The following is a 23,065-nucleotide window of genomic DNA, read 5'->3' as shown; positions in this document are numbered from 1 at the left end:
GTACTTCCTTATGAGTTCAGGGCACCAGGACGGCGCGGCCGGTAATGAGCCCGCGCTCTAGACGGTCGAGGGCCGCGCGGCCGTCCGCCAAATCGAAGCGTTCGGTTTCGACGGCCAGCCGACCCGACTGGGCCAGGGCAATGGCATTGATCAGGTCGGATTTGGTGCCGCCGTAGGACTTTCGAATCGAAGCGCCCCACGGCCAGCCCGGCCCGCCCGCCGGTCCTGCGGTTATTTCCGGTGCGCCGCCGCCGAGCCCGATCATGCGATACGCGCCATTGGGGGCAACGGACTCCACCGCCAGCCGAGCCGTCGCATCGACACCGACGAAGTCGAAGACCGCGTCGGCACCGCGGCCATCGGTGCGGTCCAGGATTGCGCGCGCGGTATCGGAACCGGAGAGCAGGCCCTCGGCCGCACCGTAGCGGGCGGCCAGGGCGAGTTTGTCCGTGCTGACGTCAACGGCGATTACCCGCGTCGCGCTGGTCGCGGTGAGGATCTGCACCGCGACGTGGCCGAGCCCGCCGATACCGATGACCACCGCGACCGAACCTGGGTGCAGGTGTTCGCGCGCGCCGTTGATCGCGTGATAGCTCGACAGCGCCGCATCGGCCAGCGGCGCGGCCTGCACGAAATCCAGCTCCCCGATGGGGACGAAGGAGCTGGCGGGGATGCGAATGAACTCCGCCATACCACCGTCCGGACCGAGTCCCGGACACGGCGGCATGGCGGTACGTCCGGCGGCGCGGCAGACATTCTCGTTGCCGCTCACACATTCTCGGCAGACACCGCAGGACCAGCACAGGTAGACGATGCCGCGCTCACCGACCAGCCGACCGTCGACAGCACTGCCGACCGCCTCGATGGTGCCCGCGACCTCGTGCCCGAGCGTCAGCGGATCCTCGCGCATCCGGAACGGGATATGCAGCACATGCAGATCGGAATGGCAGATGCCCGCGGCACCGACGCGCAGCAGCAGCTCCGTCGGCCCGATCGCGGGCACCGCGACCTTGCGCAGTTCGAGCACGCCCGGCTCGGTGAGCTGCAATGCCCGCATCACGCGCGCACCACCGAAAACACCGCGCGCAGATAGGCATTCGCACGATCGGAGCCGATGAGTCCCGGGGCCATCTTGTTCATCGTGTAGGCGAAGGTGACTCGATGATCGAGGTCGTTGACCACGATGGCGCCGCCGAATCCGGCCCACCAGCAGACCTTTCCATCGGGGACCGCGGGCGCGGTCTGCGACTGGGGCAGGCCGTAACCGAGTCCGAAGCGCAGCGGCAGCAGCAGCGCCAGATCCGGACCATCGGACTGCTGCGCGAAGATCAGATCGATCGTTTTCTCCGACAACAACCTTCGACCGTTCAGCTCGCCCCCGCAGGCGACCAGCGACTGCACCGCCGCCACCGAATGGGCATTGCCGTGTCCGTTCACCGCACCGATCTCGGCCTCGCGCCACCCCGCGCTATTGGCCTCCGGAATATCGAGCAGGGGACTGGTGAGCGTCTTGACCAGGATGCTGTCCTGATCGAGCGCGGCCATATCGAATTGCAGCAGCGGCGGCGGGACGAGTGGTGCGATGCGGTGATGGTTTTCCGACGGGGTGCCGATATGGAAATCGGCATTCAGCGGTTCGGCGAGTTCGTCGGCGAAGAACTGGCCCAGGGTGCGGCCGGTAATTCGACGGATCACCTCGCCGACCAGATGTCCATAGTTCAGTGCGTGATAGCCCGATGCGGTGCCCGGCTCCCACCACGGCGGCTGGGTCGCGAGCCGGGCGCTGGCCGCCTCGGTGTCGTAGATATCGGCCAGCTCGATCGGCCGTTCCCAACCGGAGACACCGGAGGTGTGGCCGAGCAGATGGCGAATCTCGATATCGCCCTTGCCGTTCGCGGCGAATTCCGGCCAGTAATGCGCGACCTGCTGCCGCACATCCAGCTCGCCCCGATCCACCAGCAACAGCGCCGACAGCGCGGTCATGGTCTTGCTGATGGAGAAGACATTGACTAGGGTGTCCTCGGTCCACGGCACGGTTCGTTCGAGATCACGGTGCCCGCCCCAGATATCGACGACCGGTTCGCCGTCGACGGTCACGCAGATCGATGCGCCGAGCTCCTCGCCCGAGGCGATCTGATCGGCCAATTCCGTTCGCACACCGGAGAATTCGTCGGTACAGAATCCTGATATCGTCATCGGGCGACCCTCACGCGTTCTCGAGCGCCCTGGCGGGCACCGGCACGGCATTGCCAGCGGCGGCGGCTCGTTTTGCGCCCCTGGCCATTTCCCGGTTCATATCGCGCACATAGGGCTCGAATTCGACCTGGATCGTATGCCGGGGCGAGTTGTAATACCGTCCGCTGCGGCGCTGTTCGGCCGCCTCGATCTCGGCATTCATCTGCGCCTCCGATGGCGGCAAATACTTGCCCGTCAGATATGCCGCGACCAACTTGCTCTGCTGCTCGGCGAAATTCACCAGCGTCGGCAGCGGTTGGGCCAGCCCGAGGTAGAACAGATTGTCGACCCCCGGCTTCATCATCTGCTTGAAGAGCGGGATGCGGTTCTGTTCATCGGGCACCAGCTTCGGATCCGAGAAGAACGGGAAGCTGATGTGATAGCCGGTGGCACAGACGATTACGTCCACCTCCTCGGTGCTCCCGTCGGCGAAGCGCACCTGCCGCCCTGCCAGCGCGGTAATGGCCGGTTTGAACGCGATATCGCCGCAGCCCGCGCGGTGCAGGAACTCCTCACTCGCCGACGGATGTGCCTCGAACGGTTTGTGATCCGGTTTCGGCAGCCCGTAGAACTCCATATCGCCACGGAACTTGCGCACGAAGCGCTGCTTGAGCTTCAGGCTGACCTTGCGCGGAATCCACGGCGGCACACTCTGCTTGTCGCCCACCTTGCCGTTCACATACTTCGGCAGCACCCAGACCCCGCGGCGCGCGGATACGGTGAGCTTCTCGGCGACGAAGCGCTGCGAGAGTTCCGAGGCGATATCCAGGCCGGAGTTGCCCATGCCGACCACCACGACCTTCTTACCGCGCATATCCACCGGGTCGAACGGATCGTTGTAGGCGTGGCTGTGGATCAGCACACCATCGAATTCCCCCGGATAGTCCGGAATGCGTGGATCCCAGTGGTGGCCGTTGCAGACGATCAGTGCGTCGTAGGCCCGGGTACGGCCGTCGCTCGCGGTGACCTGCCAGCTGCCGTCGTCCTGCCGCTCGGCCGCGGTGACCAAGGTGTCGAACAGGATCTTGTCGCGGAAGCCGAAATGGTCGACGTAATCCTTGAAGTACTGGAACAGTTGCGAATGGTGCGGGAAGTCCGGCCATTCCTCGGGCGCCGGATAATCCTCGAAGGCGAGTCGGAACTTGCTGGTGTCGATATGCAGCGACTGGTAGCAGGCCGACATGCCGTTGGGATTCTTGAAATACCAATTGCCGCCCACCTCGTCGCTCGCCTCGAAGACCTCGAAGGGGATATCGAAGTCCTGCAGGCGTTTTGCGGCGGTGATTCCGGAGGGGCCCGCGCCGATGACGCATACCCGGGGCAGATTGCTGTGAGTCAATTCCGTAGTCCTCGTCCGAAGGATTGCCGTCACATGGGCGGCACCGGATCCGGTGCGGCGAACCATCCCGCGCCGCCTGCGGCACATGGAGTGACGTAGGCAACAAATTAGCACTGACTAGACGTGGTGTCTAGTGAATGACATGATGTCTACCATGTCGACCAAGTCGAACCCGCCCGGACTTAGCCTGCGCGATGAACAGAAGCTGCAGACCCGCGCCAGACTCATGGACGGTGCCAAGGCGCTGTTCACCGAACGGGGCTATGCGGCGGTCCGGGTCGACGACATCGCCGCCGCCGTCGGCTGCAGCCGCGCCACCTTCTACCTGCACTTCACCAGCAAGCAGGAGATCCTGCGCGCCATCGCCGAACAGGGCACCGCGCCGACCGCACTGCACTTCTACGAGGATCTGGACCGGGTGCTCGACACCGGTTCCCGTGCGGAATTCGTGGACTGGGTGACCCGCGCCATCGCCTGGTTCCACGAATACAAGGATCTGCTGCCCGCCTGGGACGAGGCCACCGCACTCGAGCCGGAATTCCGCGAAATCGCCCGCCGCGGCATCCTGGCGCTGCCCAATGCGATGACCGCCTATCTCGACCGCTGGCCCGACAACCGCCGCGACGAGGCCCGCCTTCGCGTGGAACTCCTGGTCGCCCAACTGGAACGCTTCTTCACCCGCTGGGCCATGCAGGGCACCATCGATGTCTCGGCCGACCAAGCCGCCGAAGTCCTCACCGATATCTGGTTTCCCGCCCTGCAGGCCCCCGAACGTACCTAGCGGCGGCCGCGGAAGGTGCGGCGCAGATCCTGGGTCCACAGGTCCGGGATTTCCCAGGGGATGAAGTGGCCGCCCTGGTCGTGGGCGGTGAGGTTGACGTGGTTGTACCAGGGGCCGCGATCGCTGGCGATGAAGTGTTCCACGCGGTCGGCGGTGGTGACGCCGGGCGGGTTTTCGTAACCGACGAAGGTGATTCCGGTGGGGGCTTCGATGACGGGGTTACGGTCGTGGGACGGGGTCCAGGGGTAGCGGTTGTTGTTGGCGTAGGTCCGGATCGAGGTGCCGATGGAGTTGGTGACCCAGAAGATCATGGCGTGGGTGAGCAACTCGTCTTTGCTGAAGACGGTTTCGATATCGCCGCCGTCGTCGCTCCATGCCATCCAACGCTGGAGTATCCACGCGAGCATGCCCGCGGGTGAGTCGGAGAGTCCGAAGGCCAGGGTGCTCGGTTCGAGGACGTGCGCCGCGAGGTGGACGCCGAAACGGTGCTCCAACTCGATGATTCGGGCATGGACCTCGGCGGGCAGACCGTCCGGAATGGGACGCCCACCGGTGATATCCCAGCCGCGATCGCCGTCGAACAGCGTCAGCTTCTGGCCCGAGCCGATGTGGATGGCGTACAGCTCATCGGCGTATTTGTGGCCCAGCTGACCGGTGACCAACGCGCCGACATCGCACCCCGCGGCGGCATATCTGGGGTAGCCGAAGGTTTCGGTCATCAGGGTGTGCCAGAGGTCGGCGACCTTCCAGAAGTTCATATCCGGGTGCTTCGGCAGCGGGCTGGAGAAACCGAAACCGGGGAAGGACGGCACGATCACCTCGAATGCGTCGGCGGGATCGCCGCCGTGCGCACCGGGATCGGCGAGCGGATCGATGACCTTGGACCAGTGCCAGAACGTCCACGGCCAGCCGTGGGTGAGGATCAGCGGTATCGGATTCGGGCCGACACCGGGTTTGCGCAGGAAATGCACCGGAACGCCCGCGACGTCGACGAGGTAGTTGTCGTAGGCGTTGATCGTGGCTTCGGCCTTGCGCCAGTCGTATTCGTGCTGCCAGTACTCGACGAGTTCTTGCAGGTAGCCGCGGTCTATGCCGTAATACCCGTCGTGATTGCCCGCATCGTCGGGCCAGCGCGTGAGCGCGAGGCGCTGCCGCAGATCGGTGAGCACGGCATCGGGTACGTGAATCGGTGTCGGCTGGATCGGGAACGGGTCGGCGTGGCCCAAAGATCATCTCCTGCAATCGCGTCGCGAATCTCGGATGCTCCGACCGTAACACCGGCGAAAATCGCGGGCGGAGCGTCACGCCTCGGGCGACGAATCCTCGTCGGGCGCCTCGGTCGGCACCGAGACCGGCCGCAACAGCGCCCAGACCAGGAAGGCGAGCGCGACCGCCCCCATCCCGAGACCGGCCCAGAGATTCACATTCACCCCACCGGTCTTGGCCTCCTCGGCGCCGGTGTCGTGCACCAGCCCGGTCACGACCAGAATTACGGCGTAACTGCCCAGCAGTGCGCCGACAATGGTGCGGATATCGAAAAGCATCGACTGGCCTCCTTATCCGACGATGATATTCAGCGCGATGACCAGGACCAGCGCAATTCCGGCGAGCAGCACCGGCCGCTGATACCAGGGCAGGTTCGCCTCGTCCGGATCGTGCCGCAGTTGCTTCGGCGTCTCCGAATAGACCAGCCCGACGAGTTCGGCGTCCGGTTTCGACCGCGTCACCTGGGTGACCGCGACGCTGACCACGATATCCACCACGAATGCCACACCGGCCGCGACGAAACTCAATCCCTGACCCGACAATTCGAAGACACCGGTCTTGTGCATGATGAAAACCGCAATGGCCGAGCCGGTTCCGAAGACCAGTCCCATCCAACCCGCGGTCGGTGTCATCCGCTTCCAGAACATACCGAGAATAAAGGTCGCGAACAGCGGTGCGTTGAAAAAGCTGAACAGCGTTTGCAGATAGTCCATCATATTGCTGAAATTGCCTGCGATGAACGCGGTTCCGATCGCCGCGACGGTCGCGCCGACCGTCGCGAGCCGACCGACATTCAGGTAGTACCCGTCCGGTCGATCCCGCCGCACATACTGCTGCCACAGGTCATAACTGAACACCGTATTGAAGGCGGAGATATTGGCCGCCATACCCGCCATGAACGCCGCGAGCAATCCGGCGAGGCCGACGCCGAGCAGCCCGTTCGGCAGCACATCCTTCATCAGATACAGCAGTGCCTGGTTATAGGTGACATCACCGGAGTAGTTCGAGCCGGACGTCTCGGCCGCCTTGTACTCGCTCATCTGCGGTACCAGCACCGCGCTGATCATGCCGGGTATCACCACGATCAGCGGAATGAACATCTTCGGATACGCGCCGATGATCGGGGTGCGCCGCGCGGCGGAAATGGAATGTGTCGCCAGCGCGCGCTGTACCTCGACGAAGTTGGTGGTCCAGTAACCGAATGAGAGCACGAATCCGAGCCCGAAGACGATGCCGATCACCGAAAGGAAATTGTTGGAGAACCCGCTGAGCGCATTGCCCGGCCAGGACTCCAGCTGCGCGCCACCGCCGGGCGAGGCGGTCACCTTGTCCCGCAGCCCATTCCAGCCACCGGCCTTGTGCAGGCCGACCAGGGTCAGCGGCAACAGCGCGGCGACGATCACGAAGAACTGCAATACCTCGTTGTAGATCGCCGCGGACAATCCGCCGAGGGTGACGTAGGACAGCACGATGGCCGCGGCCACCAGCACGGAAACCCAGAGCGGCCAGCCCAGCAGCACATTCAGGATCGAACCGAGCAGATACAGATTCACCCCGGCAATGAGTACCTGCGCGATCGCGAAGCTCAATGCGTTCACCAGATGTGCGCCGGTGCCGAAGCGCCGCCGCATGAATTCCGGCACACTGCGCACCTTGGAGCCGTAGTAGAACGGCATCATCACCACGCCGAGAAACAGCATGGCCGGTATCGCGCCGATCCAGAAGTAGTGGAAGGTCGGGAAACCGTATTCGGCGCCATTGGCCGACATGCCCATGATCTCGACCGCGCCGAGGTTGGCGGAGATGAAGGCGAGGCCGGTCACCCAGGCAGGCAGCGACCGTCCGGACAGGAAGAAGTCGATACTGGACGAGACCCGCTGTCTGGCCAGCAGGCCGATGCCGAGTACGAAGATGAAATACAGCGCTACCAGCGCATAGTCGACGGGCTGCGCGTCCAGGCGCAGTGTCGTCTCGGCTTGTACCGAGACGGCGTCCAGCGCCGAGGTGAAAACGGTCGAATCGGCAAGCGGCACAGCGTCGTCCCTCCAGGCGATGAAACCGGGCGTTCGCGTTCTACTGTGCGCGATTGTGCCGCACCCGCGCGGCACAATCGCGCACAAATATTGGGCAGTTGCTCAACCGATGCGGTGCGCGCCCGCGGCGGGTACGACGACGAATGTGCGCGGTGCCGCGAAACCCGATCGCGCGAACCGATTTCGCACTGCGTCGGCGACCGACGGGGTGTCGTCTCGATCGACCAGCGCGATCACGCTGCCGCCGAATCCGCCGCCGACCATGCGCGCGCCATATGCCCCGGCGTCGAGCGCGGCGGATACCGCGGTATCCAGTGCCGGTGTCGAAACCTCGAAATCATCGCGCAGTGACTCGTGCGCCGCGGTCAGGATCGGCCCGATCTCGCGGGGATCCGCACCGCCTCGCAACTTTTCGGCAATCGAAAGCACGCGTGCATTCTCGGTCACCACATGCCGTGCCCGCCGCCGCAGCACGGCATCGTCGATGTGGTCCACAGCGGACACCGATTCGATATCGCGCAGCGCGGGCACATCGAGTGCCGCGGCGGCGGCCTCGCATTGGGCGCGCCGCCGCGCGTAACCACCATCGATCAGCGCGTGCGGCTGTCCGGTATCGATCACCGACAATTCCAGTCCGAACCGGTCGAGATCGAACGGAATCTGTTCGTGCGCGACACCGTCGTGGGCGACCAATCGGCGCACATCCAGGAACAACGCATGCCCCGCCATGCACAGAATCGATGCGGACTGATCGAGCAGTCCGGTCGGCACCCCGACGTAGTCGTTCTCGGCGGCGCGGGCGAGGTCGATCAACTCCCGATCGGTGACGGTGGGCGCGAACAGATCTCGCAGTGCGACGGCCACCGCACACGACAGCGCCGCCGAGGACGACAATCCGGCGCCGATCGGCACCGCGCCGTCCAACTCCAGATCGATACCGCCGTGCGCATATCCGCGCCGGGCGAATTCGGACACAACGCCCAGCGGATACCGCGACCATCCGGGCACCCGATCGCGTTCGGCGGCAAGCTCGCCCACCGCGACCAGCACCGTGTCACCCGGCCGCTGCCGCGAGACCACCTGGACCCGGCCGTCGGTTCGCACCTCCGCTCGACACTCGACCACCAGCGGCAATGCGATGGGCAGCACGAAACCATCGTTGTAGTCGGTGTGTTCACCGATGATGTTGACCCGCCCCGGCGCCACCCACTTCGGCACGAATTCCTCACTTCGTCGCATTGCCAGTGCCCACGCATGTCATCCCGGCAACCCCGGGCACCACACCCTACGAGACACGCCGCCGGAACATGTCTTTCGACCCACGCGGATGCGTGACCGATCGCCTTGACGCACAGTCGAATTTGACGCAATACCGGCCTAAATAATCCGGTCGACGGTTACGGGAGGGCATTATGGTTCTGACAACCCCACGCGGCGGCCTACTCGGGCTGCAGTGGATCGATCGACTACTCCCGCCCACAGGCAGGCCGGACCGCGGCGATCAGCGTGACTCCGGAGCTCCACTGACGATCGAGATCGGCGCGGCGACAGGGGTCGGCTCGACGGCTATGTCGGCTTTCGATGCGGCACTGCGTGACCTGGGAGTGGGTGATGCCAACTTGATCCGCCTGTCATCGGTCATCCCGCCGCGTGCCGTCCTGGCCCGCACCGGTCGGGTCCGCAAGCCGATCCCCTGGGGCGACCGGCGCTATCGTGTCTACGCCGCGCAGCATGCGGATGCGGCGGACGAGCGCGCCGGCGCAGGCATCGGCTGGGTGCTGCGTGACGACGGTTCCGGCGCCGGACTTTTCGTCGAGCACGAGGCCGAGACGGCCACGCGGGTCGCCGCGCTGATCCGCGCCAGCCTGACCGATATGACCCGCAATCGGCCGGAGCGTTTCGGCCCGATCCACCTGTGCACCACCGAGGCCCGCTCCGATGGCACGCCGCCCTGCGCGCTGGTGCTCGCGGCGCACCACACCACACCGTGGGGACGACAATGACAACACTGCGCAGCGATTCGATAAGGGGTGCTCGGGCGACAGGTGTGCTGAGCGGACTAACGGTGGTGACCATCGAATCGACCATTCCGGACGACCGGATCGACATGTTCCACCTCCTGTACGAGGAGGCCTTCGGACCCTTGCGCACCAAGGCCATTGCCAGGCAGGTGCTGCACCGATCCGAATTCCGCGCGGAGATGATCGACCCGCGGGTCGCCAAACATGTCGCGCGCACCGCGACCGGCGAACCCATCGGCGTGACCACGCTGACCAAACATCTCGAGACCGTTCCGTGGATCAGCCCGGAGTACTTCGCCGCGCGCTATCCCGAACATGCGGCGCGCGATGCGATCTACTACGCGGGTTTCACCCTTGTTGCGCCAAGTGCGCGACAGGGGGCGGCCTTCCATGCCATGATCAAATCAGTTGTCCAGGTATTGGTGGCCGAACGCGCGGCGGTCGGTTGGGACATCTGCTCGTACAACAACACTCGGTTTTCCTTCGCCGACAGCATTCGAGCGGTGCTCGATGAGCAGGAGGCGAATGTCGAGGTCGCGGTGGAGGATTCGCAGACCTACTACGCGGCGCGGTTCACTGGGGATGGAGCGACCAAGGGGGGCTGATGACCGTCCGTGCAGAGCAGTCGACCACCGTCCGACACCGCCTCGAAATGCGGTGGTGCACAGCACTTTTCGCACTGACCGCAATCGCCCTCGCGGTGCTGCTCCACCTCGATGTCCGGCCGTTGTCGCTGCTGACCATGGCTGCCGTGGTGCTCGGCGCGCTCACCATGATCTGCATCGGTCTGCGGCGATATCGTCCCGAGCGGCCGCTGCCATGGTATCTGCTGTCGGCGTCGTCTGTACTGTTCGCCGTGGGTACGGCCGCCCGCGAGATCGACGGCCACGCGCTGCACCCGATCGATGACCTGTTCACGCTCGCAGGCTATTTCGGCACAGGGGTGGCCGCGGCGCTGTGGTTGCGCCCACGCCAGGTCCGGCCCAATTACGATCTGATGCTCGACTCGGCGCTCATCGGCCTCGGCGCGCTGCTCGCTTCGTGGACCTTTCTGATCTCGCCGATCCTGCAGTCGCACGACACCACCGCCGACACTCTGGTGGCCGCGACCTATCCGGTGCTCGACGCACTGCTGCTGAGCTTGGTCGCGCATTCGATGGCGACCGCGACCCGTTCGGAGACCTCGCTGCGGCTGCTGCACGTCGGGTTGATCTTCGTGCTGATCGGCGATTTCGGCTACAGCCTCGACGCCGTCGGCCAAGCACCCGTCGCGCACGAGCTGTTGCTGGTGCCGCTGCTGGTGGCCTATCCGATCGTCGGCGTCGCGGCACTGCATCCGACCATGGCGAGTCTCGGTGCGCCGCGGCGGATTCACCCACACCATGCGCGACAGCGGGCCAGCTTCATCGCGGTCGCATTGATCATGGCCTCGCTGATCCCCGTGGTCGGTTCCAGTCTGGACACCCTCGATCGGGTGGTGGTCTCGTCACTGTGCGCGCTGCTGCTCATCGGTGTGCTGGTGCGCAGCGAACGCGCGATTGTCCGCAGCGCGCGCAGCGAACGGCGCGCACAGTACCAGGCCGATCACGACATGCTCACCGGCTTGCTGAACCGGTCCGCGCTGCTGCGCGCATTGAATCGCAACCGTGAGCACTGGATCGAGCGGCCGCTGTGTCTGCTGTTCATCGATCTCGACGGCTTCAAGATGGTCAATGACAGTTATGGCCACGCGGTCGGCGACGAGCTGATCGCCAATGCGGCATCCCGGATCCGGCACATCATCCGGCGCGACGACGTGGTGGCCCGCTACGGCGGTGACGAATTCGTGGTGCTCGCACCGCTCGACCGGCAGGAGGCCGCCATGCTCGCCGAGCGACTACTCGGCGCCTTCGTTCGGCCGTTCGAGCTGAGCGCGGGCGAAATTCCGATCACCGCCAGTGTCGGTCTGGCCTGTGGCAGCCCGCGCAGCTCCGACGACACCATCTACGACCTCATCCGGGATGCCGATTCGGCGATGTACCACGCGAAGGAGTACTCGCTCGGCTACGCGTTCCACGACGATCTGCGCAATGCTGCGGAGCCGCGGCACAACGCCGCCGACTCGGGACGCCGGATCTGGCGCCCGAGCGGCCGGCCCCATAACGCCAGCGGTCGATCCGCCAGCACCGCGGTCTAGTCCGAGAGCTCGTCGAGCAGTCGCCGCGCTTCCTCCAGCTCGGCCTGTAACTGCTGCACCTTGGACTCCTGGACCACCCTGGCCGCCTCCAGGATTCCGGCCACCACCTCGGCCACCTCTGGATGCAGCACCTTGGCCGCCTGCGCCACCGCGGAACTGGTCACCGGCAAACCGCGCACGGACTTCTTCTTGCCGCTGACCACATCGACCGACCATTCGCCGTCCGCGGTACCGGTGAGCGTCACCGTGACCTCCGGCGTCTTCGCCTTGCTCCGCGCGGCGGTCGCCTTCGCCGCGGGGGGCTTCGTAGTCGCGGTGGGTGTCGCCGGTTTTGCCGGTTCCGATGCGGGGGCAACGGGTTTCGGGGCCGCGGTCGGGGTGGGGCTCGGGGCCGGTGGTGCGGGGCTCGTCAAGGTCGCCGGCTGGGTCACAGTGGATTCCTTCCTGGTTGTCGACTTCGGCTGGGCAGAGCTGGTGCTTGCCGCCTTATCCCGCGGCGGCTTGGTCAACGTCACTTCGGTCGGAGAAAAGGACAGTACATCCTTCGATCCGGTCGGCTTGACCCGCAGGAAGTCACTCTCGGATCGATCACCGATCTCGACCACCTTGCCGGATCGTCCCTCCGCCACCCCCACCGCGGCCGCGGTGAACCACACCATCGGCGGGCGGCCGCCGGCGATATCCGTGGCGATCTGCTGAATCTCAGTGTCCGACAACGGCTGTGGTTTTGTTCGTGGGGACGGCATGGTGGCACTCCGAGCGGTATTCGTGGATGGCTGCGTGCACAGATGATGCCGTACCGCACCGACAGATTCACAGGCCACCACCGAATCCGCCCGGTATCAGACAAGATTCCGAACCTCAGCGAATATGTAGCAACGGTACTGTCGCGAAATATCGTCAGCGGTCGCGCCCGGCCGATACGGTGGCCGGTTCCCCGTGCAGATACGGTGTGATGTTGCGCAGCGCGCGTGCCACGTAGTCTTGCTTCTCGCCGACCGGGGCGACGTAGTGCAGAGCGCTTTCGGCCGCTTCGACACTGTGCAGGCGGGCGATCATCCAGGCTGCGAGGTAGGGCGATGCGAGGCAGCCGCCTGCGGTGGCGACATTGCCCCTGGCGAAGAACGGTTGCTCGAGCACGTCCACTCCGGCCGCCTGGACCCACGGTTTGGTCGTCAGATCGGTGCACGCCGGAACGCCGTCTAGCAGTCCGAGTTCGGCCAACACCAGTGTCCCGGAACATTGTCCGGCCAGCAGTTGCCGAGACGGGTCGAGTCGCAACTGGGCCATCAGCTTCTGGTCGGCGACAACGTCGCGGGTCCGCGCGCCGCTGCCCACGATGACCGCATCCGCGGCGCTGGCGTCCGTCAGGGTGGCCATCGACTCGATGACCACACCGTTCATCGAACGGACTCGCTGCGTCGGACAGGCGATCGATACCCGCCAATCGGACTCCACGCGATTGAGAACGCCGAGCGCGATGAGTGAGTCGAGTTCGTTGTAGCCATCGAAGGTAAGGATCGCGATATGCATGACGGTTGCCTTTCCCGGTTGTTACCGGGCACCGTATGACCTCGATCCAATACAATCAAGAAATTGTCATGCATACAATTCGGGCATGGCAGTCGCGAGATACAAGGGCATCGTGGACGCGTTGGCGTCCGACATTCGAACAGGGCGGTTGGCGTCCGGGACGCGGCTGCCGACCCATCGTCAACTCGCGGCCAGGGAGGGACTGGCATTGGTGACTGCGTCGCGGGTATATGCCGAGCTCGAGGCCATGGGGCTGGTGAGCGGGGAACCCGGTCGAGGCACCTTTGTCCGCGAGATCGCGCTGCCGCCCAGCCATGGCATCGACCTGCACGCGGCTGCGGCGGATGTGGTGGATCTCAACTTCAACTACCCCGCACTGCCAGGGCAGGCCGACATGCTGCGGAAGGCCTTGCGTCAGCTGGCGTCCTCGGGCGACCTGGAGGCCCTGTTGCGCTACCAACCCCATGGCGGGCGCCCGGACGAGCGGACCACGGTAGCCCGCCATCTGCGGCGCAACGGGTTGGCGGTCGGCGGCGATCAGGTGCTGATCGTCAACGGCGCTCAACACGGACTGGCCGTCACCGCCATGGCGACGCTGCAGCCAGGAGATCTGGTAGCGGCCGATGCCCTGACCTATCCGGGCTTCAAGGTGCTCGCCAACGCGCTCCGCTTGGAATTGGCACCGCTGCCCGCGGCGGGTCGCGCGACCGATCTCGACGCCCTCGAACAACTCTGCGCGACGCGGCGGGTTCGTGCCGTTTACACAATGCCGACACTGCACAACCCACTGGGTTGGGTCACCGGGGAGCAGCACCGTGCGCAGCTGGTCGAGATCGCGCGACGATACGAACTGCTCATCATCGAGGACGCCGCATATGCCTTCCTGGCCGAGCAACCGCCACCCCCACTGGCGGCGCTCGCACCGGAAAGGACGCTCCACGTTTCCGGACTCTCCAAGAACGTCGCGACCGGCCTGCGCTTCGGATTCATCGCTGCCCCAAGCACATTGGTACCCGCCATCGAGCGCTCGATCCGGGTCACCACCTGGAATGCGCCCGCGCTGATGACAGCAATCGCGTGCCGCTGGCTCGACGACGGCACGGTCGCCGGTCTGGAGACGCAAAAGCGCGATGACGCCCGGATCAGGCAGGCGATCGCCCGCGACGTGCTCGCGGGGTTACCTCAGGTCAGCCATCCGTCGTCGTATTTCCTCTGGCTCCCGCTGCCCGAGGATGTCCGAGCCGATCAGGTGGCGGCCGCGCTCATGCGCGAGCAGGTGGCGGTGTCCACGGCGGAACCGTTCGCCACATCCGCGCACGTGCCACACGCGCTCCGATTGGCTCTCGGCTCGACAAATCCGGAAACCCTGCGCGAAGCCTTGGAGAAGGTAAAACGGGTCGTCGACGCATACACCTATCGCTGAGTCGGCGAAGACGACCTCCGCCGCGGGTGCGGCCCCCGGTGTCGGGACAACGGGAGCCTCGCCCGCTCGCAACGCGCTCGATCGGCGCGATGCCCGGCTATTTCCCCTGGAAAGGCGAATTGACCGTGGTGAGGTACTGGATCGACGCGCCGATCGCAACCGGTGCAGTCACCAGGATCTGGCCCGCGAGCACACCGAGTGCGCCGACGGCGACGATGCCGCCCAGGCAGCCGATGGCGGCGGCGGGAATGAACGGACCGAACAGGCCGACAATGGTGGCCGAGGCGACCGTCGCGCCGGCGATACCGCCGAGCACGCAGCCGATGGCACCGCCGCCGATGCCGCCGACCAGGGTGCCGATGGTGGCGCCCATGCCGATGGTGCTGGTCATGCGGGACCAGGCGGCTTGTTCGCGATCGTATTCCGTCTTCCAGGGCGCTTTGTCCTCGTACGGCAGTGCGACCGGCTTATAGACCGCACGTGCGATATCGAACTGCGGCGTGAGAGTTGCGGTGTTATCGGCGACTTCGGCCGCGACCGGGAATTCGAAGTCGTCGACACGGAAGGTGAGCGGGGTGCCCGCCACGGTTGTTCCGTTGGCGGCCTTGATCTTCAGTGCGCCGTCCTCGACGACCAGCGACCCGGAATCGGTGGTGATGACCGCCTGGGTGTCGGTGGCATGGGCGGTGAAGTTGATCCGGTCGGCGGCCTCGATCGGTTCGGCGGAGCTCGCGCCGGCGGCAATTCCCACCGCGGTCGCCGTGCATGCGGCGGCCAGGGCGAACGTATTGATCTTCATGAGATCGGTGCATCCTGTCTGTTCGAGGCATGGCGATACGACGGCCGTACCTCTGACGTTCGGTAGGTCGAATCGGTAACCGCCGGAGCCCCTCACGCCCCGGCGGTTTCAGTTGGTAATCAGGTCGTGGCGCGCTGGCGTGTCACGAGACCGACAAGGACGTCGACGACGAGAAACGCGAGCAGGCTCAGCCCGACCAGCGGCACGAACCAGCCGACGACCAGCGCGGCCGCCACCATGGGCACTGCCAGCCACGGCGAGGTCTGGCGCAACGCACCGCGACGTGGTGCACGTCCGATGGCGAACCGGGAAGTACGGCGGGTCGGCCGCCGCTGCCACCACATCAGGTAGCCGAGCACGAGTACGACGATCAGCCCGATCATCACCACGAGCAGCAGCAACTGGTTGAGCAGGCCGAACATCAGGCCCATGTGGAATTGGATGCCCCAGTTGGTGAGCTTGGCCATGATCGGCCAGTCGGCGTAGGCGAGCTGGTCGGTGACCGTGCCGGTCGCGCCGTCGACGGCGACCGCATCGACGGTGTAGGTGCCCGGCATGCGCCGTTCCTTCACCGCGAAGGCCACGTCGGACTTGGCCGGCACGGTGATCTCGGAGCCCTGGGTGATGCCATGGGCCCTTGCCACCGCATAGACCCCATCGAGCTGGGCGATCCGGGTCGGGATATCGACCGGCGCGGGCGCGTGGTCCCCGCCGCCGTGGTGCTCGCCCCCGGCGTGCTCCTGCGTGGTCGCACCGGGCAGCGCGGTGCGCACCGCGGGTGTGGTCCAGCTGAGCTGCTCGCGCAGTTCGGTGATGTTCTCGCCCGCATAGGTCGACCAGGTCATTCCGGTCGCCGATAGCAGCAGGATCACCGGCATGATCCAAACGCCAACGGCCCCATGCCAATTCATCGAGCGAGCGCGACCCTTCTGGGAACCGTCCGGTGCCAGCAGCCAGGCGGCGGAAGTGCGGTTGCGGCGCCCGCGCACCCGACGGATCCACAGCACCAGACCGGCCAGCGCCACGACCCACAGCCAGGAGGCGGCGAGCTCGCTGTAGATGCGTCCCGGTTCGCCCAAGTGCAGATCACGGTGCAGCCGATCGATCCAGGTGCGCATCGGGAGCGCACCCGAACTGCCATAGACCACATCGCTGCCGACCGGCTGTGCGGTATACGGGTTCACGAAGACCGCACGCCGTTCGGACTCGCCGAGCGCCGGGTCGTCGAACAGCACGCGGGTGGTGTCGTCGGCCTCGGGTGCCGGGGCCACCGCGACCAGCTTCAGCGTCGGCTGGGTGGCGACGGCCGCGGTGACCTGTTCGGACAGCGGTCGCATTTCGCCATTTGGTTCGACCCGCAACAGGTCGTGCGAGGTAATCGATTCCAAGGTCGGGGAGACGGCGTAGAGCGCTCCCGTGACCGCGGCGATCAGGATGAACGGTGCGACGAAGATGCCCGCATAGAAATGCAATCGCATCGCGAGGGGATAGCGGCCGTTGTGCGACCGTATCCGCGTTTCCTTTGTCGGATCCGATGATTCGGCATCCGGCGGACTGGTGTCGGTAATGCTCATGATTATTCGTTTCTGGAGTTCGGAAGAACCCGGAAGACCGTCGGCCGTCCGCAATGGGCGAGTAGTCGTCGGAATCCGCCGCGACGCCCATCGGAGTGGCGAAACTCGTGACGGACAGCGGATACCGGCGTTCGCCGGGCAAGCAGCGCACCGCGCAACAATCAGGCAAGTCCCGGCTCGGCGGTTATGCCGACCGGCGAACCGTCGTTCCAGGGAACCGAATTCACCTGGTACGAAATCTCGCCCTCGCAAAGGTGTTGCGCGACAACGACGACGCACGAGCAGAGCCCGCGCACCGGGTGAGGAATATCAGTGACCGAACGCGAGCGGCGGACCGCGCGTGCGCAGCGATTCCGCGGCGAATATGCGCAGGACAACACGATCGCGATGCGTCAGGCGCAGTGAGACCGGGCCGGGTATGGCGGGTGGGTGATACCGCATCGGCAGCACCCGCGACAGCACCGCACAGCCGATTCGGTATGCGGCCTCCGCACCTCGGATAACCACCGCCGCGAGCACGGCCGCGACGACGTGCGCGGCGACCATACCGGGCGTGAGCTGGGCATCGCCGTGATGCATATGCCCGGAACTCCAGCCCATGGTGACGTGTCCGAGCAGCTGACCCGCGACGAGCACCGAAATCAGCCCGATCGAGGTGTCGCGGAGTGGCGCGAGCCCGGCGACCAGCGCGCCGACCACGGCGGAAGCGGCGGCGAGGAGCGCGAGCGTGGTACTGCTCGGCGGCATCCCACCTGCGGCCCACCCGTGGGCCGCAACGGATATGGCACCGGAGATCGAGCCGGCACATGCGCCGCGCACTCGCGCGACGGCGCTGCGTTGCCCCGCAGCGGCCGGGCCGAGCTCGATACTCACGCGCTGATGATAGCCGACGAATTACCCGCCGATTCCCACCCCGAGCGCGGTCCGGAATTCATGGGATGCGTCGAGTTTCCGGATGGAAGAAATCCGAAAGCCGAAATCAGTCCGCGTCGATTTCCATCTCGATCAACGGCTTGCGCAGCAACTTGCCGGTCGCATTGCGCGGCAGCTCATCGAGGAAGATCACCTCGCGCGGCACCTTGTACCGCGCCAGATTCGTCTTGACGTAATCCTTGATCTCCTGTGCGTCACGCTTGGAGTCCGGACCGGGAACGACGAACGCGCGCAACCGCTTGCCGAATTCGCGATCGTCCACGCCGACCACCGCGGCCTCGAAGATATCGTCGCGGCCTGCGATCAGGTTCTCCACCTCGAGCGGGAAGACGTTCTCGCCGCCGGAGACGATCATGTCGTCGTCGCGGCCGTCGATGTAGAGCAGGCCCTCGGTGTCGAAATGTCCGACGTCGCCGCTGTTCATCATGCCGTCGACGATCTCTTTGGTGCGGCCGTCGGTGTAGCCGGTGAAGGCGAAACCGTTGTCCACGAAGATGGTGCCGGTCACATTCGGTTCGGTGATCGGCTTGCGGTTCTCGTCCAGCAGCACGATCCGGATGCCGACCGGTGCCTTGCCCGCGGTGGTCGGGGCCTTGCGCAGATCCTCCGGCGTGGCGACGGTCATGACCGCGCATTCGGTGGAGCCGTACAGGTTGTAGAGGCTGTCGCCGAAGTAGTCGAGGGTGCGGGTGACGACATCGGGTGCGATGGCCGAACCCGCCGCGAAGATCACCTTGATGCTGCGCGGATCGTACTCGGCCAGCACCTCGTCGCCGAGATCGAGGATGCGCTGCAGCATGGTCGGCACCACGACCAGCGAATCCGCCTGGTACCGCTGGATATTCGCGAGCGTCTGCGCCGGATCGAACCGACGCTGCTGGAAGATCACCCGGTTGCCCAGGGCAAGCCCCAGGGTGAACTGGGAAAGTCCGGTGCCGTGGAAGATCGGCGCGGCCATGATCATGGTTCCGTTATCGGGCAGCGGTACCCGGTCGACGAATTGGGCCGAGGCGAACGGGCTGACCCGATCGCGCGGTGCGCCCTTCGGCGTTCCGGTGGTGCCGCTGGTGAGGATGACCGTGCCGCCGGGCTTGGCGGGTGCGGGCACCGGCGCGGTGGAGCGGCCCTGGATCAGCGATTCGATGGTCGGGACCGATGGATCGACATTGTCCTTCTCGTCCACCCAGGTGAGCACCCGCGGGATCTCGGCCGGGATCGCGCTCATCAGGTCGACGAATTCGCTGTCGTGCAGCACGGCCTTGACGTTCTCGCGCGCGGCCACATCGGCGAACTGCGGTTTCGCGAAGCCGGTATTCATCAATACCGTGCGCACACCGAGCTTGCCGGTCGCGAGCAGGCTCAGCACCATGCCGCGATGGTCGCGCGCCAGGAGCGCCACCACATCACCGGGTTTGATGCCGTGGGCTTCGAATCCGCGGGCCAGCGCACTGGACTGGTCGTTGAGCTGGCCGAAGCTGACCTCGCCGCGCTCGTCGACAATGGCTGCCGCATCCGGTCGGGTCTGCGCCGCGTGCATGACGACACCGGCGAACGGGCCGAATTTGAGCACATTGAACGCGGACCGTGCCGCGTGATCGGGTCGGAGCGGATTGAACAAATGCCGCTTGACCATGACGTTCACGCCCTGGGCGAAATCGCCCGCTTTCCGGACGGAGTCGTTCAACGCAGGCAGGGATAGAGACATTCGACAACGCCTTCCGCGGTCCACCCACCGGGACCGGGGGTGAGGTGGACCGCAACCTCGAGATCCAGTGCTGTCGCTAACAATAGCAAGCGTCTGTGACTCGCTGTGTCATGTATCTCAGTCGTCCGATGGCTGCCCAGATCTATGCGTTGACTTCGTACTCCACGAGCACCCGGCGCAGCAGTTTTCCGGTGGGGTTGCGCGGGAGATCATCGAGGAAGACGACCTCGCGCGGCACCTTGTAGCGGGCCAGATTCTCCTTGACGTAGGCCTTGATCTCCTCGCCGTCGGGGGCGTGACCGGCCTCGGGAACCACGAAGGCGCGCAGGCGCTTACCGAATTCCGCGTCGTCGACGCCGACGACCGCCGCGTCGAACACATCGGGTCGCTCCAACAGCAGGTTCTCGACCTCCTGCGGGAAGACGTTCTCGCCGCCGGAGACGATCATGTCGTCATCGCGGCCGTCCACCATCAGCAGCCCGTGCTCGTCGAAGTGGCCGACATCGCCGCTGGACATATAGCCGTCGATGATCTGCTTATGCCTGCCGTCGGTGTAGCCCTCGAACGGCGCACCGCTGCGCACGAAGATGCGTGCGGTCGTGTTGATCGCGCTGACCTGCTTGTCGTTATCGTCGTAGAGCCGGACCTCGCAGGTAATCGGCGCTCGGCCGACGGTGCCGGGCGCGATGGCCAGATCGTCCGGATTCGCGACGGTGGCCACGGCGCATTCGGTCGAGCCGTACAGGTTGTACAGCACCGGGCCGAAGATCTGCGTGGCCTTGACGCACAGTTCCGGCGAGAGCGCCGAACCGGCGAGCAGAATGCATTTCAGCGAGGTGGTGTCGTATCTGCCGCGGATCTCCGGTGCCAGTTCGGTCATCCGGTGCAGCATGGTCGGCACCGCGACCAGCATTTCGGCCTTGTGATCGGCCACCATCTGCAGCGTGGCCTCGGCGTCGAAGCGGCGGCGCACCACCACCTTATTGCTCATCGCGGAGCCGACCAGGTAGGTGCTGAGACCGGTGCTGTGGAAGATCGGCGACACGATGACCTGAGCTCCCCTGACCGGAAACGGAATCCGGTCCACCATCTGCGCGGTGGCCAGCGGGGTCACCTTGCTGCGCGGCGCGCCCTTCGGCAAGCCGGTGGTGCCGCTGGTGAGGATGACGAAACCGCCCGGCTTGGACGGGGCGGGCAGGTCGGCGGTCGAGTTGGCGGCAATGAGATCGTCGAGAGTCTGCGCGCCTTCGGGCAATTCGGTACCCTCGTCGACCCAGGTGAGGTAGCGCGGCAGACTTGGCGGCAGCGCGTCGAGCAGGCCGAGGAATTCACTGTCGTGCAGGACCGCCTTGACCTGCTCCCGCTCGCACACCTCGGCGAATTGCGGTTTCGCGAAGCCGGTATTCATCAGCGCGACCCGCACGCCGAGTTTGCCCGCCGCGGCCATCGCCAGGATGAGGCCGCGATGGTCGCGGGCCAGCACACCGACCACGGAACCCTCGGTCAGATTCGTGCGCAGCCCGCGCGCGATCGCCGTCGACTGCTCGTCGAGTTGTCGATAGGTCAGTTCGCCGCGCTCGTCGACCAGTCCAGGTGCATCGGGCGCGACTCGCGCCGAATGCCGAATCAAGGTCGCCTGCGGCCCGTAGACCTGCGATTCCTTCGCCGTCCGCAGGGTTTCCAGCGGCTTCTTGGGATCGCTCACCCCGCGCGCCCGCAGCACCCCGAGTGCCTTCACAACCTCCAGCGCATGCGCCAACTTCATCGTCGACCACCTCTACCAGCAACTCGCGTCGGCACTCGCCCAAGCGATCTGAACCACCGTTCTGTCTCACCAACCGTATCAGCGCTATGACTCATATCACATCTGACGCCAGGCGGGCTGGACAGATGATCACGTGGAAACCACGGCACCCGAACGCGAAGCTCCCGCCACCGGTTCCACTCGAGCTCGGTCACCTCCGCACGGTAGCCAGCGCGACCAGCAAAGGGACGACCCGACTCGGGGGGATTTCGAAGTGGCCGTGGCCAACGGTGTGCAGCCAGCCGGTAGCTGCTAGTTGACGGAGATGGTGGTAGATCTCGCCAGAGGTGCCTACCTCGCCGAGGTCTGTGAGTTCGGCGGCAGTTCTGCTGCCCCGAAGGATCTCCCGAAGAATGCGCAGGCGGACCGGACTGCCAAGGGCGGCGAGGCATTCCGCGGCATCGTCCCAGTCGTAGCCGACGATGTCATCGGTACTGAACTGGACCTGCCAGTCGAACTGTTCCATGCTCGGTAATGAGCCCGAACCGGCGAACATCACCCCGCCATTGCGCTGGTCCGCATTCGCGAACTCTTCATGAAGCCGCCGCAGCGCCCATCCACCTTGCGGGGCGGATCCACTCGCTTGCCCGCTGCCATCCTTGATGAGGTCCTTGGCCGCGAGTCGGCGTTCGAGCTTCGCTAGTCGGTCCTCCACGCTCACGAGCGCAAATCTACGGAGTTACGTAAATGCTGGCAATGGCTAGTTGATGCGAAGCGAAAGCCCGGCACGGATCTCCGTGCCGGGCTTTCGCTTGATCGTCAGTTGTAGACGGATCCGAACGACGGGATCGAGATGGTTGCGAGTTTGTATTGGAAACCGTCCGGGTTGGCGTCGCTGACCGGGACGGGCCAGCGGTGCAAGAGGGTGCCGTAGACCGCGCCGACGATGACACCGGCACCGGTGTCGAGCGGGCGGGTGCGGATGGTGGTGTCGACCGTGGCGTCGTTGTGCTCGGAGATCACCTCGGTGCCGCTGCGGCCATTGGACAGATTGACCCACAGGACCTCGAGCCTGGCCCCGGCCTGATTCGGTGCGATCGCGCCCGGTCCGCCGAAAAATCCGAATCGGAACCCGTCGTAGCCGAGCGCGACGCCGGATCCGTATACGCCCGGCCCGTCACCGCGCCCGATGTCGGATTGCGCCGGGATCTGGAACGGCTGTGCGGGCAACGCCACCCGAGTGGCGACCTGTCCGGATGCCAGCAGCCGAGCCACGGCCTGTTCGGCGCCGGGATTTCCGATGGCGGCCTTACGCAATTGCTGTGTGGCCGCATTCCAGTCGAATGTCGTCGGCTCGGCCGTGGCATGACCCGCGAAGACGACGATGAATGCGGTGGTGGCCGCGACCGCGGCGGTGAAGCGACGTATCAAACCCAGCCTGTGCATAACCAGTCTCCTGTTGGGGTTCTTGGTACTGCTCGATGGAATTCGTCCGCTGATTCT

Annotated in this window: 21 protein-coding genes; 5 read left to right on the top strand and 16 right to left on the bottom strand. The window is 65.4% G+C overall.

Going from position 1 to position 23,065, the window contains the following annotated elements; translation table 11 throughout:
* Nucleotides 1-16: 16 nt before the first annotated feature.
* Genes AB0L58_RS40945 through AB0L58_RS40935 form a run of 3 tightly spaced genes read right to left on the bottom strand, consistent with a single transcriptional unit; the run spans nt 17 to nt 3,574 of the window.
* A complete protein-coding gene (locus tag AB0L58_RS40945; protein WP_364396427.1) occupies nt 17-1,057 on the bottom strand; it encodes an NAD(P)-dependent alcohol dehydrogenase in 1,041 nt (346 codons plus the stop codon).
* Nucleotides 1,057-2,196, bottom strand: coding sequence for a serine hydrolase domain-containing protein (locus tag AB0L58_RS40940; protein WP_364396395.1), 1,140 nt, complete (start codon nt 2,194-2,196; stop codon nt 1,057-1,059). The genes AB0L58_RS40945 and AB0L58_RS40940 overlap by 1 nt, the downstream gene beginning before the upstream one ends.
* 10 nt (nt 2,197-2,206) lie before the next feature.
* Nucleotides 2,207-3,574: an NAD(P)-binding domain-containing protein gene (locus AB0L58_RS40935; RefSeq protein WP_364396393.1), complete on the bottom strand. Its 1,368-nt coding sequence runs from the start codon at nt 3,572-3,574 to the stop codon at nt 2,207-2,209.
* 154 nt (nt 3,575-3,728) lie between these two features.
* On the opposite strand from AB0L58_RS40935, the gene AB0L58_RS40930 reads away from it, so the two are divergent.
* Nucleotides 3,729-4,355: a TetR/AcrR family transcriptional regulator gene (locus tag AB0L58_RS40930; protein WP_364396391.1), complete on the top strand. Its 627-nt coding sequence runs from the start codon at nt 3,729-3,731 to the stop codon at nt 4,353-4,355.
* On the opposite strand, the gene AB0L58_RS40925 is transcribed toward AB0L58_RS40930, so the two are convergent.
* From AB0L58_RS40925 to galK, 4 genes are all read right to left on the bottom strand, one after another.
* Complete coding sequence (locus tag AB0L58_RS40925; RefSeq protein ID WP_364396388.1) at nt 4,352-5,581, bottom strand: epoxide hydrolase; 1,230 nt, start codon at nt 5,579-5,581, stop codon at nt 4,352-4,354. The two genes, AB0L58_RS40930 and AB0L58_RS40925, sit on opposite strands and share 4 nt — an antisense overlap.
* 75 nt (nt 5,582-5,656) lie before the next feature.
* Nucleotides 5,657-5,899 carry a hypothetical protein gene (locus tag AB0L58_RS40920; protein ID WP_364396385.1) on the bottom strand — a complete coding sequence of 81 codons (243 nt, stop codon included), beginning with the start codon at nt 5,897-5,899 and terminating at the stop codon, nt 5,657-5,659.
* Nucleotides 5,900-5,911: 12 nt separating this feature from the next.
* Nucleotides 5,912-7,618, bottom strand: coding sequence for a sodium:solute symporter family protein (locus AB0L58_RS40915; protein ID WP_364396424.1), 1,707 nt, complete (start codon nt 7,616-7,618; stop codon nt 5,912-5,914).
* 138 nt (nt 7,619-7,756) lie between these two features.
* Nucleotides 7,757-8,893 (bottom strand): galactokinase, encoded by a 1,137-nt coding sequence (gene galK / locus AB0L58_RS40910; RefSeq protein WP_364396382.1) that lies wholly within the window; start codon nt 8,891-8,893, stop codon nt 7,757-7,759.
* 173 nt (nt 8,894-9,066) lie between these two features.
* Here galK and AB0L58_RS40905 point away from each other — a divergent pair, with 173 nt between their 5' ends.
* The 3 genes from AB0L58_RS40905 (at nt 9,067) to AB0L58_RS40895 (ending at nt 11,851) form a co-directional block, all read left to right on the top strand.
* Nucleotides 9,067-9,657 (top strand): pyruvoyl-dependent arginine decarboxylase, encoded by a 591-nt coding sequence (locus tag AB0L58_RS40905; protein WP_364396379.1) that lies wholly within the window; start codon nt 9,067-9,069, stop codon nt 9,655-9,657.
* Between the two features lie 65 nt (nt 9,658-9,722).
* Nucleotides 9,723-10,280, top strand: coding sequence for a hypothetical protein (locus tag AB0L58_RS40900; RefSeq protein ID WP_364396376.1), 558 nt, complete (start codon nt 9,723-9,725; stop codon nt 10,278-10,280).
* Nucleotides 10,280-11,851 (top strand): GGDEF domain-containing protein, encoded by a 1,572-nt coding sequence (locus AB0L58_RS40895; protein WP_364396373.1) that lies wholly within the window; start codon nt 10,280-10,282, stop codon nt 11,849-11,851. Before AB0L58_RS40900 ends, AB0L58_RS40895 begins: the two co-directional genes overlap by 1 nt.
* Here AB0L58_RS40895 and AB0L58_RS40890 read toward each other — a convergent pair.
* Together AB0L58_RS40890 and AB0L58_RS40885 are read right to left on the bottom strand one after the other, a co-directional pair.
* Complete coding sequence (locus tag AB0L58_RS40890; RefSeq protein WP_364396421.1) at nt 11,848-12,510, bottom strand: DUF6319 family protein; 663 nt, start codon at nt 12,508-12,510, stop codon at nt 11,848-11,850. The two genes, AB0L58_RS40895 and AB0L58_RS40890, sit on opposite strands and share 4 nt — an antisense overlap.
* 241 nt (nt 12,511-12,751) lie before the next feature.
* Nucleotides 12,752-13,384 (bottom strand): DJ-1/PfpI family protein, encoded by a 633-nt coding sequence (locus AB0L58_RS40885; protein WP_364396370.1) that lies wholly within the window; start codon nt 13,382-13,384, stop codon nt 12,752-12,754.
* 85 nt (nt 13,385-13,469) lie between these two features.
* Here AB0L58_RS40885 and AB0L58_RS40880 point away from each other — a divergent pair, with 85 nt between their 5' ends.
* Nucleotides 13,470-14,807, top strand: coding sequence for a PLP-dependent aminotransferase family protein (locus AB0L58_RS40880; protein ID WP_364396367.1), 1,338 nt, complete (start codon nt 13,470-13,472; stop codon nt 14,805-14,807).
* A gap of 97 nt (nt 14,808-14,904) precedes the next feature.
* On the opposite strand, the gene AB0L58_RS40875 is transcribed toward AB0L58_RS40880, so the two are convergent.
* From AB0L58_RS40875 to AB0L58_RS40845, 7 genes are all read right to left on the bottom strand, one after another.
* Nucleotides 14,905-15,606 (bottom strand): hypothetical protein, encoded by a 702-nt coding sequence (locus tag AB0L58_RS40875; RefSeq protein WP_364396364.1) that lies wholly within the window; start codon nt 15,604-15,606, stop codon nt 14,905-14,907.
* Between the two features lie 119 nt (nt 15,607-15,725).
* Nucleotides 15,726-17,180 (bottom strand): PepSY domain-containing protein, encoded by a 1,455-nt coding sequence (locus tag AB0L58_RS40870; RefSeq protein ID WP_364396361.1) that lies wholly within the window; start codon nt 17,178-17,180, stop codon nt 15,726-15,728.
* A 309-nt stretch (nt 17,181-17,489) separates the two neighbouring features.
* Entirely contained in the window at nt 17,490-18,053 is a 564-nt protein-coding gene (locus tag AB0L58_RS40865; protein ID WP_364396358.1) for a hypothetical protein, read from the bottom strand.
* 106 nt (nt 18,054-18,159) lie between these two features.
* Nucleotides 18,160-19,818, bottom strand: coding sequence for an acyl-CoA synthetase (locus tag AB0L58_RS40860; RefSeq protein WP_364396355.1), 1,659 nt, complete (start codon nt 19,816-19,818; stop codon nt 18,160-18,162).
* Nucleotides 19,819-19,960: 142 nt separating this feature from the next.
* Nucleotides 19,961-21,583 (bottom strand): acyl-CoA synthetase, encoded by a 1,623-nt coding sequence (locus tag AB0L58_RS40855; RefSeq protein ID WP_364396352.1) that lies wholly within the window; start codon nt 21,581-21,583, stop codon nt 19,961-19,963.
* Between the two features lie 190 nt (nt 21,584-21,773).
* Nucleotides 21,774-22,283 (bottom strand): helix-turn-helix domain-containing protein, encoded by a 510-nt coding sequence (locus AB0L58_RS40850; RefSeq protein ID WP_364396349.1) that lies wholly within the window; start codon nt 22,281-22,283, stop codon nt 21,774-21,776.
* 98 nt (nt 22,284-22,381) lie between these two features.
* On the bottom strand, nt 22,382-23,008 hold the full coding sequence (locus AB0L58_RS40845; RefSeq protein WP_364396346.1) for a hypothetical protein: 627 nt from the start codon (nt 23,006-23,008) through the stop codon (nt 22,382-22,384).
* Nucleotides 23,009-23,065 lie beyond the last annotated feature (57 nt).

The organism is Nocardia sp. NPDC052112 (assembly GCF_040680135.1).
GTDB lineage: Bacteria > Actinomycetota > Actinomycetes > Mycobacteriales > Mycobacteriaceae > Nocardia.
The sequence above is the reverse complement of the archived record's forward strand: the minus strand, read 5'-3'. Positions and strand labels throughout refer to the sequence as shown.

Coding starts and splice junctions, on each gene's coding strand:
- AB0L58_RS40945 (WP_364396427.1), bottom strand. CDS start 1,057: ATGCGGGCATTGCAGCTCACCGAGCCGGGCGTGCTCGAACTGCGCAAG.
- AB0L58_RS40940 (WP_364396395.1), bottom strand. CDS start 2,196: ATGACGATATCAGGATTCTGTACCGACGAATTCTCCGGTGTGCGAACG.
- AB0L58_RS40930 (WP_364396391.1), top strand. CDS start 3,729: ATGTCGACCAAGTCGAACCCGCCCGGACTTAGCCTGCGCGATGAACAG.
- AB0L58_RS40920 (WP_364396385.1), bottom strand. CDS start 5,899: ATGCTTTTCGATATCCGCACCATTGTCGGCGCACTGCTGGGCAGTTAC.
- galK (WP_364396382.1), bottom strand. CDS start 8,893: ATGCGACGAAGTGAGGAATTCGTGCCGAAGTGGGTGGCGCCGGGGCGG.
- AB0L58_RS40905 (WP_364396379.1), top strand. CDS start 9,067: ATGGTTCTGACAACCCCACGCGGCGGCCTACTCGGGCTGCAGTGGATC.
- AB0L58_RS40895 (WP_364396373.1), top strand. CDS start 10,280: ATGACCGTCCGTGCAGAGCAGTCGACCACCGTCCGACACCGCCTCGAA.
- AB0L58_RS40890 (WP_364396421.1), bottom strand. CDS start 12,510: ATGGTGTGGTTCACCGCGGCCGCGGTGGGGGTGGCGGAGGGACGATCC.
- AB0L58_RS40885 (WP_364396370.1), bottom strand. CDS start 13,384: ATGCATATCGCGATCCTTACCTTCGATGGCTACAACGAACTCGACTCA.
- AB0L58_RS40880 (WP_364396367.1), top strand. CDS start 13,470: ATGGCAGTCGCGAGATACAAGGGCATCGTGGACGCGTTGGCGTCCGAC.
- AB0L58_RS40875 (WP_364396364.1), bottom strand. CDS start 15,606: ATGAAGATCAATACGTTCGCCCTGGCCGCCGCATGCACGGCGACCGCG.
- AB0L58_RS40870 (WP_364396361.1), bottom strand. CDS start 17,180: ATGAGCATTACCGACACCAGTCCGCCGGATGCCGAATCATCGGATCCG.
- AB0L58_RS40860 (WP_364396355.1), bottom strand. CDS start 19,818: ATGTCTCTATCCCTGCCTGCGTTGAACGACTCCGTCCGGAAAGCGGGC.
- AB0L58_RS40855 (WP_364396352.1), bottom strand. CDS start 21,583: ATGAAGTTGGCGCATGCGCTGGAGGTTGTGAAGGCACTCGGGGTGCTG.
- AB0L58_RS40845 (WP_364396346.1), bottom strand. CDS start 23,008: ATGCACAGGCTGGGTTTGATACGTCGCTTCACCGCCGCGGTCGCGGCC.